Origin of the sequence: Bradyrhizobium sp. MOS003 (assembly GCF_003020125.1) — a bacterium.
In the GTDB taxonomy this organism is placed as follows: domain Bacteria; phylum Pseudomonadota; class Alphaproteobacteria; order Rhizobiales; family Xanthobacteraceae; genus Bradyrhizobium.
On the sequence record NZ_PYFW01000003.1, the window covers coordinates 158,592 to 172,473 of the forward strand.

A 13,882-nucleotide genomic window follows, 5' to 3' on the forward strand; every position below is an offset into this window, starting at 1 on the left:
GGAGAGATAGAGCGATGAATATGCCTGCAACGAAGATGGACATTGAGACCGCCGCGCCTGTGAGCGCCGCCGCTCCGGTCGTCGCGATGACTCCGAAGCGGCCGCCGCGCAGTGAGGCTTATGCGCGGATGGCGAAGGAGACCGCGGTGCGCGTGATCCCGCCGATCGTCGTGATCGCGCTGTTGATGCTGGTGTGGGAACTCGTTTGCCGCCGCGCCGGCTCGGCGTTGCCGCCGCCATCGAAAGTATTCAAGGACACCAAGGAACTGATCGTCGATCCGTTCTTCGATCATGGCGGCATCGACAAGGGTCTGTTCTGGCATCTCTCCGCCAGCCTCCAGCGCGTCGCCTTCGGCTACTCGCTCTCCGCCATCGCCGGCATCGCGCTCGGTGTGCTGGTCGGACAATCGGTATGGGCCATGCGCGGGCTCGATCCGCTGTTCCAGGTGTTGCGCACCATCCCGCCGCTGGCCTGGCTGCCGCTCTCGCTCGCGGCGTTCCGCGACGGCCAGCCCTCGGCGATCTTCGTCATCTTCATCACCTCGATCTGGCCGATCATCATCAACACCGCGGTGGGCATTCGCAACATTCCGCAGGATTATCGCAACGTCGCCGCGGTGGTGCAGCTCAACCCGCTCGAGTTCTTCGCCAAGATCATGATCCCGGCGGCGGCGCCCTACATCTTCACGGGGCTTCGCATCGGCATCGGTCTCTCCTGGCTCGCCATCATCGCCGCGGAAATGCTTATCGGCGGCGTCGGGATCGGCTTCTTCATCTGGGACGCCTGGAACTCCTCGCATATCAGCGAGATCATTCTGGCGCTGTTCTATGTCGGCATCATCGGGTTCGTGCTCGATCGCATGATCGCGGGCCTCGGCAAGATCGTAACGCGCGGCACGGCCCAGGGCTGAGGGAGAAACGTACATGACCGCTTATCTGAAGCTCGACCACATCGACAAGGTATTCACCCGCGGTGTTGCGACGACCGAGGTGCTGAAGGACATCAACCTGACGATCGAGAAGGGCGAATATGTCTCGATCATCGGCCATTCCGGCTGCGGCAAGTCGACTCTGCTCAACATCATCGCCGGGCTCACCACCGCCACCACCGGCGGGGTGCTGCTGGAGAACCGTGAGGTCAACTCGCCCGGGCCCGACCGCGCCGTGGTGTTCCAGAACCACAGCCTGCTGCCGTGGCTCACCGTCTACGAGAACGTCAGGCTCGGCGTCGACAAGGTGTTCGCCAGGACCAAGACCCGCGCCGAGCGCGAGGCCTGGGTGATGCACAATCTCAATCTGGTGCAGATGGCGCATGCCAGGGACAAGCGTCCCTCCGAAATCTCCGGCGGCATGAAGCAGCGCGTCGGCATCGCGCGGGCGCTGGCGATGGAGCCGAAGGTGCTGCTGCTGGATGAGCCATTCGGCGCGCTCGACGCGCTGACCCGCGCTCACCTGCAGGACTCGGTGATGGCGCTGCATCAGAAGCTCGGCAACACCATTTTGATGATCACGCACGACGTCGACGAGGCCGTGCTGCTGTCCGACCGCATCGTGATGATGACCAACGGGCCGAGTGCGCGCATCGGCGAAGTGCTGGAAGTGCCGCTGGTACGCCCGCGCAAGCGGCTCGAGCTCGCCACCAACGCGACATACCTGAAGTGCCGACAGCGCGTGCTTGAATTCCTCTACGAACGTCATCGTTTCGTCGAGGCGGCGTGAGCAGGCACGAATGTCGCTTCTCCCCGTGCGCGGGGAGAAGTCTCTCTGATGACGTTTGACCCATGAACCTTGTTCGCAATGGCGCGCACCAAGGCAAACCGAAACAGACAGGAGAACATCATGACGCCCGAACAGATCACCCTCATTCAGCAGAGCTTTTCCAAGGTAGCGCCGATTTCGGAAGCGGCTTCGGTGCTGTTCTACGACCGCCTGTTCGAGGTGGCGCCGTCCGTGCGCGCGATGTTTCCGCAAGACATGACCGAGCAGCGCAAGAAGCTGATGGGCATGCTCGCTGCCGTCGTCGGCGGCCTGTCGAACCTCGAGACGATCCTTCCCGCGGCTTCTGCGCTCGCCAAGCGCCATGTCGCCTACGGCGCCAAGGCAGAGCATTATCCCGTAGTCGGCGCGACGCTGCTGTGGACCCTGGAGAAGGGGCTTGGGGAGGCCTGGACGCCCGAACTGGCTAAGGCCTGGACCGATGCCTATGGCGTGCTGTCCGGCTACATGATGTCCGAGGCTTATGGCGCGCAAGCGCAGGCCGCCGAATAGGAGATGCCTCGTGAGTGAACCGCTGGTCATCGTCGGTAACGGCATGGCGGCCGCGCGTCTGGTCGACGAACTCGCCAAGACCTCGCTCGGCCGCTATGCGGTCGCGGTGATCGGCGAGGAGCCGCGGCTCGCTTACAATCGCGTGCTGCTCTCCTCCGTGCTGGCCGGCGAGACCGGCTCGCATGAGATCGAGCTCCGGCCGGCCGATTGGTGGCGCCATCGCGGCGTCACGGTGCGCTACGGCTATCGCGTCACCGAGATCGACACCGGCCGACGCGAGCTCAAGATCGAGGGCGAAGAAAGCATGGAATATTCCAAGCTCGTGCTCGCCACCGGATCGACGCCGCTGCGGCTCAATTTGCCGGGCGCCGATCTCGCCGGCGTGCACACCTTTCGCGATACGCGCGACGTCGACCTTTTGCTGACGCTGGCGGCTGCGAAGAAGCGCGTCGTCGTGGTTGGCGGCGGCCTGCTCGGACTCGAGGCAGCCTACGGCCTCGCCAAGGCCGGCGCGCCGGTGACGCTGCTGCATCTGATGGACCGGCTGATGGAGCGCCAGCTCGATGGGCCGGCCGCCGGCCTGCTCAAGACGCTGGTCGAGCGTAAGGGCATCCGCATCCTGCTCAACGCCTCGACCGCCCGAATTCATGGCGATGGCCACGTCGAAGCCGTCGAGCTTGCGGATGGCAGCCGTATCGAGGCCGACGCCGTGATCTTCGCGGCCGGCATCAAGCCGAACGTGGCGCTCGCCAAGGATGCGGGCGTCGCGGTCAACCGCGGCGTCGTCGTCAACGATTTGATGCAGACCTCCTCGCCCGACATCTTCGCGCTCGGCGAATGCGCCGAGCATCGCGGCACCTGCTATGGGCTGGTCGAGCCCGCCTATGAGCAGGCTCGGGTGCTGGCGCGGCATCTTGCCGGCAAGCCCGCCGCCTATCCGGGCAGCGTGGTGTCGACCAATCTCAAGGTCTCCGGCGTCAGCGTGTTCTCCGCCGGCGACTTCATGGGCGGCGAGGGCAGCGAGAGCCTGGTGCTGACTGACCGCAGGCGCGGTACCTACAAGAAGCTCGTCATCGCCGACGGCCGGCTCACCGGCGCGGTGCTGATCGGCGATACCGTCGATGCGCTCTGGTATCTCGAACTGATCCGCAATCGCGACAACGTGGCTGCGATCCGCACCGACATGATGTTCGGTCGCGCGCTCGCGCTGCCTTCGAAGGCAGCTTGATATGACGGCGATCGATCCCGCGCTCCGCGCTACCAGGACGACCTGTCCCTATTGCGGCGTCGGCTGTGGCGTGCTGGCGACGCCCGACAGCAAGGGCGGTGCGGCGATTGCGGGCGATCCCGATCATCCCGCCAATTTCGGGCGGCTGTGCTCGAAAGGCTCTGCGCTCGGCGAGACCGTCGGGCTCGAAAGCCGTCTGCTCTATCCGATGATCCGCTGCAAGGGTGTGCTCGAACGCGTCGCCTGGAGCGACGCGCTCGATCATGTCGCCCATCGCATGCAGCACATCGTGGCCCGCGACGGCGCCGATGCGGTCGCGTTCTATCTCTCCGGCCAGCTCCTCACCGAGGACTATTACGTCGCCAACAAGCTGATGAAAGGCTTCGTCGGCACCGCCAATGTCGACACCAATTCGCGGCTCTGCATGTCGTCCTCGGTCGCCGGCCATCGCCGCGCCTTCGGCTCCGACACCGTCCCCGGCTGCTACGAGGATCTCGACCAGGCCGATCTGCTCGTCTTCGTCGGCTCGAACGCGGCCTGGTGCCATCCCGTGCTGTTCCAGCGCATGCTGAAGAACCGCGGGGAGCGCGGCGCGCGCATGATCGTGATCGACCCGCGCCGTACCGACACCGCTGAAGACGTCGACCTGTTCCTCGGCCTCAAGCCCGGCACCGACACTGCGCTGTTCTCCGGCCTGTTCGTCCATCTCGCCGATAGCGGCGCGCTGGACCAGGACTACATCGCGCGGAGCACGAACGGTTTCGACGATGCACTGGCCCGCGCGCGCAATATCGCCGGCAGCGTCACCGCGACCGCGCTTGCGACCGGTCTGTCCGAGCAGGACGTCGCGACGTTCTTCAAGATGTTTCGCGCCACCGAGAAGGTCGTCACGCTGTATTCGCAAGGCGTCAATCAGTCGGCGCAGGGCACCGACAAGGTCAACGCGATCCTGAACTGCCATCTCGCCACCGGGCGCATCGGCAAGGCGGGTGCCTCGCCGTTCTCGCTCACCGGCCAGCCGAATGCGATGGGCGGCCGCGAAGTCGGCGGCCTCGCCAACCAGCTCGCCGCGCACATGAACTTCACGCCGCCCGACATTGATCGTGTCAGGCGGTTCTGGAAGGCGCCGCGTATCGCCACCCATGAAGGGTTGAAGGCGGTGCAGCTGTTCGAAGCCATCCATCGCGGCGAGGTCAAGGCGCTGTGGGTGATGGGAACCAACCCCGCGGTATCGCTGCCCGATGCGGACTTCGTGCGCGAGGCATTGAAGAAGCTCGAGCTGTTCGTGGTGTCCGAGAACGTGCTCTCCAACGACACGGTCGAGGCCGGTCCGCATGTGCTGCTTCCGGCGCTCGCCTGGGGCGAGAAGTCGGGCACCGTGACCAACTCCGAGCGCCGCATCTCGCGCCAGCGCTCGTTCCTGCCGGCGCCGGGCGAGGCGCGGCCGGACTGGTGGATCCTCAGCGAGACCGCAAAGCGCCTCGGCTTCGGCGACAGCTTCAACTACAAATCCGCAGCAGAGATTTTCCGCGAGCATGCCGCGCTCTCGGCGTTCGAGAACGACGGCAGCCGCGATTTCGACATCGGCGCGCTGATGTCGCTGTCGGACGAAGCCTTCGACGCCTTGAAGCCGGTGCAATGGCCAGCACGCGAGGGCGGGGCGCCCGGCGAGCGTTTCTTTGCGAGCGGCGGCTTCTTCACCAATGACCGCAAGGGCCGCTTCGTCGCGCCGGAGGTGCCGTCGCTGCGGGGCGAGACCGGGCCGTCACGTCCGCTGCGGCTCAACACCGGGCGCATCCGCGACCAATGGCACACCATGACGCGCACGGGCCTCAGCCAGCGGCTGGGCGCGCATCTGCCGGAGCCGTTCGTCGAGATCCATCCCGATGACGCCGGCAAATACGGCATCGTTCACGACGGCTTTGCTCGCGTTACCACCGATTACGGTCAGTGCATCCTGAAGGTCGTCGTCAGCGACGGTACTCAGCGTGGCACGCTGTTCGCGCCGATCCACTGGAGCGCGATGAATGCTTCGCATGGCCGCGTTGGCGCGCTGGTGCAGTCCTTCACCGATCCGTTCTCGGGGCAGCCGGAATCCAAGGCGACGCCGGCCGCGATCGTTCCTTACGAATTCGTCTTCCGCGGCTTTGCGCTGTCGCGGAGACAGCTCGATCTGCCGCCGAACCTGTTGTGGACCCGCGTCACGGTCACCGGCGGCTTCGGCTATCTCTTCGCCGACAACGCGGACCTGTCGCGCTGGCCGGCCTGGCTCGAGAGAGTCGCCGGCGAGGACGTCGCCGACTATCGTGACTTCGGCGGCGGTGTCTATCGCGCGGCGTCGTTCGCAGGCGACCGCATCGAGACCTGCCTGTTCGTCGGTCCCGCGCATGACGCCGGCGACTGGGAGGTGGTGAAGGGCCTGTTCGTCGCCGATCGCGTCACCGACGATCAGCGCCGCATGCTGCTGTCGGGCAAATCCTGCGAAGGCGCGGCCTCGACTGGCCCGGTCGTCTGCGCCTGCTTCGGTGTCGGGCGCGGCACCATCTGCGAGACCATCGCGGCGGGTGCGCGGACGGCTGCCGAGATTGGTGCCAAGCTCAAGGCCGGCACCAATTGCGGCTCCTGCATACCGGAGCTGAAGCGCCTCATTGCGACGACCGAGGTGGCGCCTGCGAAGCAGGTCAAGCTCGCGGGCGTGGTAGGGTAGGGCAGGCTCTTTCCATCGTTATTGCGAGCGCAGCGAAGCAATCCGGGCTGTTTCCGCGGAGAAATTCTGGATTGCTTCGCTGCGCTCGCAATCACGGCGTGGATTCAGCTGTATGCCAAGAACTCCGCTCTCTTGCCCCGGACGCTGCGCAGCACGGAGTAATGCGCTGCAGAGCCGGGGCCCATCCAGCTAACAGAGTTTGGCCTTCTGGGTCCCGGCCCTCTGCGCAGCAGCGTTTCACGCTGCAGCGCAGAGGGCCACGAAAGCGGCGGGGCGCAGCCATACCCTCCGCCCCAATCGACGCGACGTCGATTGTGCCCTATGGTGCCGCGGCTCCCCCTCAGCACGCACAACAACAATGATGTACCTGGAAACGCCGCCGCGCCTGATCGAGACGACCATCTTCTCCGCTATGCCCGAAAAATTCCGCCGCAAGGGCGTACGGACGGAATGGGCCGATGCCAACCGGCCGAATGTGCCGACCGATAGCTTCATCGAAGGACCGTCTTTCGATCAGGACGGCAATCTCTACATCGTCGACATTCCCTTCGGCCGCATCTTTCGCATTGGACCTGATGGCGAATGGTCGCTCGTGATCGAATATGAGGGCTGGCCGAATGGACTGAAGATCGCATCCGACGGCCGGACCCTGGTGGCTGACTACAGGCACGGCATCATGGAGCTCGACGCCAAGGCCGGCCGCATCGAGCCCATCCTGACCGCGCGCAATTCGGAATCCTTCCGCGGCTGCAACGATCTGCATCTCGCTTCCAACGGCGACGTGTATTTCACCGATCAGGGCCAGACCGGCCTGCACGACCCCAGCGGTCGCGTCTATCGCCTCGCAGCCAATGGCCGGCTCGATTGCCTGATCGACACCGGCATCAGCCCGAACGGGCTGGTGCTCGATCCCACCGAAACCGTGCTGTTCGTCGCGATGACGCGCGACAATGCGGTGTGGCGGTTGCCGTTCATGAAGGACGGCAGCGTGTCCAAGGTCGGCCGCTTCTGCTCGCTGTTCGGCACCAGCGGTCCCGATGGCCTCACTATGGATGCCCAGGGCCGCCTGTTCGTCGGCCATGCCTCGCTGGGCCACGTCTTCGTGTTCGCGCCGAACGGCGAACTGATCGCGCGGATCAAATCGTGCGCAGGGCCAAATTGCACGAATGTCGCGATCGGTGGCGCAAGGGGGGATCGCCTCTATATCACGGAGTCGTCGACCGGCAGCGTGCTGGTGGCTGATATTTCTGCGGATTGAACTCCTGAGCTTTGTGGCGGTTGCCTGAGCGGGCGAGCGACAGCGGAGACGAACATGAAATCAAAACTCTTCGGCAAGACCGACGCCAATGTCTCCGTCATCGGGCAGGGCACCTGGTATCTCGACCAGGGTGACCGCAAGCGCGCGATTGCCGCGCTTCAACGCGGGCTCGATCTCGGCATGACCCACATCGACACCGCCGAGATGTATGGCGACGCGGAGCTCGTCATTGCCGACGCGATTGCGGGGTGCCGCGACGAGGTGTTCCTCGTCTCGAAAGTGCTGCCGAGCAACGCCTCGCGCCGCGGAACCATCACCGCCTGCGAGCGGTCGCTGAAGCGGCTGAAGACGGATCATCTCGATTGCTATCTGCTGCATTGGCGCGGTTCCTATCCGCTGGAAGACACCGTCGCCGCGTTCGAGGATCTGGTGAAATCAGGCAAGATCAAATCCTGGGGCGTCTCAAATTTCGATGCGGATGATCTCGACGAAATTCTCGAGGTCTCCGGCGAAGGCCGCATCGCCTGCAATCAGGTGCTCTATCATCTGAGGGAACGTGCGATCGAGCATGCGGTGATCCCTTGGTGTGACCGGCATGGTGTCGCTGTCGTGGCATATTCACCGTTCGGCCATGATGATTTTCCCGCGACGAGCAGCAAGGATGGCGCCGTGCTGGCGCGCATTGCCGAGGCGCGGCGCGCGACACCGCGTCAGGTCGCGCTGAGCTTCCTCACCCGTGCGACTACGGTGTTCGCGATTCCGAAGGCCTCGTCCGCCGACCATGCCGGCGAGAATGCGGCGGCCGGTGACCTCGTGCTGACGAAAGACGAAATTGCGGCGCTCGATGCGGCGTTTCCGCGCGGTCCGAAGCCGCGCAGCCTGCCCATGCTGTAGTGCACAAACGCCGATTGTTAACGGAGCATTGACGCGCGCGGACGTCAGTGCATATCGGCATCCTGTTTTCGGAAGTTGTGAACGCGGCGCATTTGTCGTTTTTTACAACCGTTCTCGATTCGCATTTCCCCCGGGTTCCAGCCGTGACACCGCCGCCCGCCGCAGCCGCCAGGCTCGACAGTATTCCCATGCCCGTGCCGGAGAAGAAGCAGAAGGCTCGCCGCGCGCCCGCGCGCGTCGATCATCCCTTCAAGGGCATTGCGCTGGTGCTGCTGTCGACGATCTTCCTCGGCTGCTCCGACACCACCGCGAAATATCTCTCGACCAGCCTGCCGTCGATCGAGATCACCTGGATCCGCTTCGTCACCTTCGCGCTGATGTTCACGCCGGTGATGCTGCCGGGCTCGCCGCTCCATGCGATGCGCACCGAGCGGCTCGGCCTGCAGCTGATGCGTGGCGCTGCGCTGCTCGGCTCTTCGCTGTTCTTCATCACCGGCCTGAGTTTCCTGCCGATTGCGGAAGCTTCCGCCACCGGCTTCGTGTCGCCGCTGTTCGTCACGGCGCTGTCGATCGTCTTCCTCAGCGAGAAGGTCGGCCTGCGGCGCTGGATCGCGACCGGGATCGGCCTGACCGGCGTGCTGATCATCCTGCGGCCGGGCACCAGCGCGTTCCACGCCGCCGCGTTCTTCCCGATCATCTCGGCGTTCTGCTGGGCCGCCGCGCTGATCCTGACCCGCATGATGAGCGGCCGCGAGGCCGTGCTTACCACCATGGCGTATTCCGCGCTCACGGGCGTTGCGATCCTGTCCGTGATGGTGCCGTTCGTCTGGGTCACGCCGACCTGGACCGCGATCGGGCTCGGCATCGTCATCGGCGTGGCCTCGACCGTTGGCCAGTGGATCATCGTGCTGGCCTATCGCTATGGCGATGCCTCGGTGCTGGCGCCGTTCTCCTACACGCAGCTGCTCTGGGTCAGCATTTTGGGTTACTTCATTTTCGGTGAGGTCCCCGATGTCTGGACGGTCGTCGGCGCCGCCTTCATCGTCGCCAGCGGTCTCTACATCGCCCATCGCGAGCGCATCCGCCGCGCCCAGTTGCTGGTGCTGGAAGAGCGTTCCCCGAACCCCTGACACAAGTTCGCGCGTCCTTTTACGTGCTATCAACGGCTCCAACACTACGGGAGGAGCCGGATGCGCGCTGCGATTTTCAGGAACGGTGAGATTGTCGTCGACCGGATGGCCGAGCCGACGCCGGGACCGGGCCAGGTGCTGGTAAGGACGCTCGCCTGCGGCATCTGTGGCTCCGACCTGCATGCGCGCCAGCATGCGCCGCGGATGGTGGAGATGGCCAGGAAGACCGGCCGCACGCCAATGGATCTGTCGCGCGACGTCGTGTTCGGCCACGAGTTCTGCTGCGAGATCGTCGACTTCGGTCCGGGCACTGAACGCAGGCTCAAGCCTGGGACGCATGTCTGCTCGCTGCCGGCTTTGCTGACGCCGGAAGGTATCAAGGGGATCGGCTATTCCAACGATTTCGTCGGCGGCTATGCGGAGCAGATGATCTTGAGCGAGCCGCTCCTGCTCGAAGTGCCCAATGGACTTGCGCCGGAACATGCGGCGTTGACCGAGCCGCTCGCGGTCGGCGTTCACGCCGTGGCAAAGGCCAACATCCGGGGCGGCGAAGTGCCGCTCGTGATCGGCTGCGGGCCGGTCGGGCTCGCGGTGATCGCCGCACTTCGGATCAAGGGTTTGCATCCGATCGTTGCCGCCGACTATTCGCCGGCGCGGCGCGCGCTCGCCGCAAAGCTTGGCGCCGATGTCGTCGTCGATCCCAAGGTGTCGCAGCCCTATGCGACCTGGGCCGAGCACGCACAGATGTCGGATGCGGAGAAGGCTGCGCGGCCGCCGTTCCACGCCATGCTGCCGGCGCTGAAGCCCGCGATCATCTTCGAATGCGTCGGCGTGCCCGGCCTGCTGCAGCAGGTGTTCGAAGGCGCGCCGCGCGATGCAAAAATCGTGGTGGTCGGCGTCTGCATGGAGACCGACAAGAGCGAACCCATGCTCGGCATCATGAAGGAGCTCAACGTCCAGTACGTGCTCGGCTACACGCCAGAGGAGTTTTCGGCGTCGCTGCGCCTGATCGCGGAGGGAGAGGTGGATGCGGCGGCGATGGTCACGGCCGAGGTCGGCATCGGCGGCGTTGCCAAGGCTTTCGCCGATCTCGCCAATCCCGAGGCGCACACCAAGATCATCGTGCAGCCGTGGCGATGACAGTCTCGTAGGGTGGGCAAAGGCGCAGAGCGCCGTGCCCACCACCAAACATAGTGCTTGTCATGGTGGGCACGCTACGCTTTGCCCACCCTACACGATTGATCCCACTCAAAGCGCCGGCGCATTACACCGGCAGCGCGATCGAGTACTTCACCTGGCTCAGCGCGAAGCTCGACTCGATCGAGGCGATGCCGTCGAGCCGGGTCAGCTTGGTCTTGAGGAACGTCTCATAGGAGGCGAGGTCGGCGGCGACGACGCGGAGCAGGTAATCGCGGTTGCCGGTCATCAGATAGCATTCCAGCACCTCGTCCCACTTCGAGATCGCGCGGGCGAAGCGGTTGAGATCCTCCTCCTTCTGCCGTGCCAGCTTGATCGAGATGAAGACGCTGACGTGAAGCCCGAGCGCTTTCTGGTCCACGGTCGCGATATAGCGCGCGATGACGCCGCGCTCCTCCAGCAGCTTGACCCGGCGGTGACAGGGCGAAACCGAAAGCCCGACCTTGTCGGCGAGTTCCTGCATGGTCATGCGGCTGTCGGTCTGGAGGTGGCCGAGGATTTTTCGGTCGATGGCGTCGAGGTCTGGCATTGGAATGAAACCTGTCATTGGGGCACTCTATTGGTAAAATATCCCAATATTGTCAGGTATGGCGCGAAAAATTGAGAAGTTTGGCGCCTCCCGCAGGCGTATCATTGTCTCACCTGATTTCCGGGAGCATTGCCATGCCCGTCGATACCGCCCGCCTCGACACATTGACCGCGCTCAGCCGCAAGGCGCTGTGGCTGTCGTCCTGGACCATTCACCACGCCAACCACATTCGCCCCAACGCGGATGGCCTCAAGGTCGGCGGCCACCAGGCCTCGTCCGCCTCGCTGGCCACCATCATGTCGGCGCTGTACTTCCACGTGCTGCGCCCGGAGGACCGCGTCGCGGTGAAGCCGCATGCAAGCCCGGTGTTCCATGCCATCCAGTATCTGTTCGGCCGGCAGAGCCGCGAGAAGCTGGAGAATTTTCGCGGCTTCAAGGGCGCGCAATCCTATCCATCACGGACCAAGGACGTCGACGACGTCGATTTCTCGACCGGCTCGGTCGGCCTCGGCGTCGCGCAGACGCTGTTCGCCTCGCTGGTGCAGGACTACGTCAAGGCGCATGGCTGGGCGAAGGATCGCCGCGAGGGGCGGATGATCGCGCTCGTCGGCGACGCCGAGATGGACGAGGGCAACATCTGGGAGGCGCTCGCCGAGGGCTGGAAGCACGGCCTGCGGAACACCTGGTGGGTGGTCGACTATAACCGCCAGTCGCTCGACGCCGTCGTGCGCGAAGGGCTCTGGGAAAAATTCGAGACCATGTTCCGCAATTTCGGCTGGGACGTCGTCATCGTGAAATACGGCCGCCTGATGCGCGAGGCCTTTGCCGAGCCCGGCGGCGAAGCGTTGAAGCGCTGGATCGACAATTGCCCGAATGCGCTCTATGCCGCGCTGTGCTTCCAGGGCGGTGCGGCCTTCCGCAAGTACCTGCACGACGAGATCGGCGACCAGGGCCCCATCACCAAGCTGATCGACAAGCGCAGCGACGAGGAATTGCTGGCGCTGATGTCGAATCTCGGCGGCCACGACATGGCGAGCATGCTGGACGCCTTCCAGTCGATCGACCACGATCGCCCGGTTTGCTTCATCGCCTACACCATCAAGGGCGTCGGCCTGCCATTCCAGGGCCACAAGGACAACCATGCCGGCCTGATGACGGTCGCGCAGATGGAGAAATATCGCGACAGCCAGAACATTCGGCCCGGCCACGAATGGGACAAGTACGAAGGTCTCGCGCAGGACGCCGCCGAACTCGACGCCTTCCTCGCGCGCGTACCGTTCAACCGGGACGGCCGCCGCCTGACGGCGCCCGTCGTCGAGGTGCCCCAGCAGCTCGCGTTCAAGCCGTCACCGCAAATGTCGACCCAGCAGGGCTTCGGCCTCGTGCTGAACGAGATCGCGCGCGGCGACAGCGAGCTGGCCCAACGCATCGTCACGACGTCGCCCGACGTCACCGTCTCGACCAATCTCGGTCCGTGGGTGAACCGGCGCGGCCTGTTCGCGCGTGCGGAGAAGGCGGACTTATTCCGCAGCGAGAAAATTCCATCCACGTTCAACTGGGACTTCTCGCCCAAGGGCCAGCATCTCGAGCTCGGGATCGCCGAGATGAACCTGTTCATCATGCTCTCGGCGCTCGGCCTGTCGCACCAGATCAACGGCGAGCGGCTGCTGCCGGTCGGCACGCTCTACGATCCCTTCATCGAGCGCGGGCTCGATGCGCTGAACTATGCCTGCTACCAGGATGCGCGCTTTATGGTGGCGGCGACGCCATCCGGCATCACGCTGGCGCCCGAGGGCGGCGCGCATCAGTCGATCGCGACGCCGCTGATCGGTATGGCGCAGGACGGCCTTGCCTCGTTCGAGCCGGCCTTCGTCGACGAGCTCGCCGTGATCATGGGCTGGGGCTTCGATCATATGCAGCGCGATCCGGGCGAGGGCGGTTCGGTCTATTTGCGGCTCTCGACGCGCAGCATCGATCAGGCCCAGCGGATCATGACGCCGGAGCTTGCGCAGGGCATCACCGACGGCGCCTACTGGCTGCGCAAGCCGGGCCCGAATGCCGAACTCGTGATAGCTTATACCGGCGCGGTCGCACCGGAAGCGATCGAGGCGACCGGCTTCATCGGCGAGAGCCGACGCGACATCGGCCTGCTCGCGATCACTTCGGCCGATCGCCTCCACGCAGGCTGGACCGCCGCACGGAAATTGCGGCGCGATCGCCGCGGCGTGCAGCACCTCAGCCACATCGAGAAACTGCTGGCGCCGCTGCCGCGCGACTGCGGCATCGTGACCGTGATCGACGGCCATCCCTCCGCACTCGGCTGGCTCGGCAGCGTCCGCGGCCATCGCGTCGAGGCGCTCGGCGTCGAGCAGTTCGGCCAGACCGGCAGCATTGCCGACCTTTATCGGCATTACGGCATCGATGCCAATGCGATCATCGATGCGGCCGAAAGCCTCACTACTGGCGCACCGGTGCTGCATCGAAAGATGGCGGTGTAGTCGGGGTAACCGACCGCATGGGCCCCGGCTCAGCAGCGCAACGCTGAAGGAGCGCTGCGCTGCGTCCGGGGCACGAGACTGTCTAGACTCGTTACAATCTCGTGTCCCGGACGCGCTGCAGCGTGCAACGCTGCTGCGCAGAGCCGGGACCCGGCTTCTTGCGAGTCATGGCC

Annotated in this window: 11 protein-coding genes; 10 read left to right on the top strand and 1 reads right to left on the bottom strand. The window is 64.9% G+C overall.

Annotated features, from left to right (window positions below):
• Positions 1-14: 14 nt before the first annotated feature.
• The 9 genes from ntrB (at position 15) to C7G42_RS15725 (ending at position 10,625) form a co-directional block, all read left to right on the top strand.
• Positions 15-911 (top strand): nitrate ABC transporter permease, encoded by an 897-nt coding sequence (ntrB, locus tag C7G42_RS15685; RefSeq protein WP_106949876.1) that lies wholly within the window; start codon positions 15-17, stop codon positions 909-911.
• A 13-nt stretch (positions 912-924) separates the two neighbouring features.
• Positions 925-1,719, top strand: coding sequence for an ABC transporter ATP-binding protein (locus tag C7G42_RS15690; RefSeq protein ID WP_106949877.1), 795 nt, complete (start codon positions 925-927; stop codon positions 1,717-1,719).
• A 120-nt stretch (positions 1,720-1,839) separates the two neighbouring features.
• The gene (locus tag C7G42_RS15695; protein ID WP_106950437.1) at positions 1,840-2,268 is read left to right on the top strand and encodes a globin family protein; all 429 of its coding nucleotides are present in this window, start codon (positions 1,840-1,842) and stop codon (positions 2,266-2,268) included.
• A gap of 10 nt (positions 2,269-2,278) precedes the next feature.
• The gene (locus C7G42_RS15700) at positions 2,279-3,496 is read left to right on the top strand and encodes an NAD(P)/FAD-dependent oxidoreductase (protein WP_199580931.1); all 1,218 of its coding nucleotides are present in this window, start codon (positions 2,279-2,281) and stop codon (positions 3,494-3,496) included.
• Between the two features lies 1 nt (position 3,497).
• Complete coding sequence (locus C7G42_RS15705; RefSeq protein WP_106949879.1) at positions 3,498-6,203, top strand: nitrate reductase; 2,706 nt, start codon at positions 3,498-3,500, stop codon at positions 6,201-6,203.
• Between the two features lie 361 nt (positions 6,204-6,564).
• Positions 6,565-7,461, top strand: a complete 897-nt coding sequence (locus C7G42_RS15710) for an SMP-30/gluconolactonase/LRE family protein (protein WP_106950438.1) — start codon at positions 6,565-6,567, stop codon at positions 7,459-7,461.
• Positions 7,462-7,515: 54 nt separating this feature from the next.
• Positions 7,516-8,355: an aldo/keto reductase gene (locus C7G42_RS15715; protein ID WP_106949880.1), complete on the top strand. Its 840-nt coding sequence runs from the start codon at positions 7,516-7,518 to the stop codon at positions 8,353-8,355.
• A gap of 188 nt (positions 8,356-8,543) precedes the next feature.
• The gene (locus tag C7G42_RS15720; protein ID WP_199580986.1) at positions 8,544-9,485 is read left to right on the top strand and encodes a DMT family transporter; all 942 of its coding nucleotides are present in this window, start codon (positions 8,544-8,546) and stop codon (positions 9,483-9,485) included.
• Positions 9,486-9,545: 60 nt separating this feature from the next.
• The gene (locus C7G42_RS15725; RefSeq protein ID WP_106949881.1) at positions 9,546-10,625 is read left to right on the top strand and encodes a zinc-binding dehydrogenase; all 1,080 of its coding nucleotides are present in this window, start codon (positions 9,546-9,548) and stop codon (positions 10,623-10,625) included.
• Positions 10,626-10,749: 124 nt separating this feature from the next.
• Here C7G42_RS15725 and C7G42_RS15730 read toward each other — a convergent pair whose 3' ends face one another.
• Complete coding sequence (locus C7G42_RS15730) at positions 10,750-11,211, bottom strand: Lrp/AsnC family transcriptional regulator (protein ID WP_106949882.1); 462 nt, start codon at positions 11,209-11,211, stop codon at positions 10,750-10,752.
• 134 nt (positions 11,212-11,345) lie between these two features.
• Between C7G42_RS15730 and C7G42_RS15735 the strand changes: the two genes are divergently transcribed.
• Complete coding sequence (locus tag C7G42_RS15735) at positions 11,346-13,709, top strand: thiamine pyrophosphate-binding protein (RefSeq protein ID WP_106949883.1); 2,364 nt, start codon at positions 11,346-11,348, stop codon at positions 13,707-13,709.
• Positions 13,710-13,882 lie beyond the last annotated feature (173 nt).

Excerpts from the sequence above, each read along its gene's own strand:
- C7G42_RS15710 (WP_106950438.1), top strand. The coding sequence starts at position 6,565 with ATGTACCTGGAAACGCCGCCGCGCCTGATCGAGACGACCATCTTCTCC.
- C7G42_RS15720 (WP_199580986.1), top strand. The coding sequence starts at position 8,544 with ATGCCCGTGCCGGAGAAGAAGCAGAAGGCTCGCCGCGCGCCCGCGCGC.
- C7G42_RS15705 (WP_106949879.1), top strand. The coding sequence starts at position 3,498 with ATGACGGCGATCGATCCCGCGCTCCGCGCTACCAGGACGACCTGTCCC.
- C7G42_RS15690 (WP_106949877.1), top strand. The coding sequence starts at position 925 with ATGACCGCTTATCTGAAGCTCGACCACATCGACAAGGTATTCACCCGC.
- C7G42_RS15730 (WP_106949882.1), bottom strand. The coding sequence starts at position 11,211 with ATGCCAGACCTCGACGCCATCGACCGAAAAATCCTCGGCCACCTCCAG.
- C7G42_RS15695 (WP_106950437.1), top strand. The coding sequence starts at position 1,840 with ATGACGCCCGAACAGATCACCCTCATTCAGCAGAGCTTTTCCAAGGTA.
- C7G42_RS15725 (WP_106949881.1), top strand. The coding sequence starts at position 9,546 with ATGCGCGCTGCGATTTTCAGGAACGGTGAGATTGTCGTCGACCGGATG.
- C7G42_RS15735 (WP_106949883.1), top strand. The coding sequence starts at position 11,346 with ATGCCCGTCGATACCGCCCGCCTCGACACATTGACCGCGCTCAGCCGC.
- C7G42_RS15715 (WP_106949880.1), top strand. The coding sequence starts at position 7,516 with ATGAAATCAAAACTCTTCGGCAAGACCGACGCCAATGTCTCCGTCATC.
- ntrB (WP_106949876.1), top strand. The coding sequence starts at position 15 with ATGAATATGCCTGCAACGAAGATGGACATTGAGACCGCCGCGCCTGTG.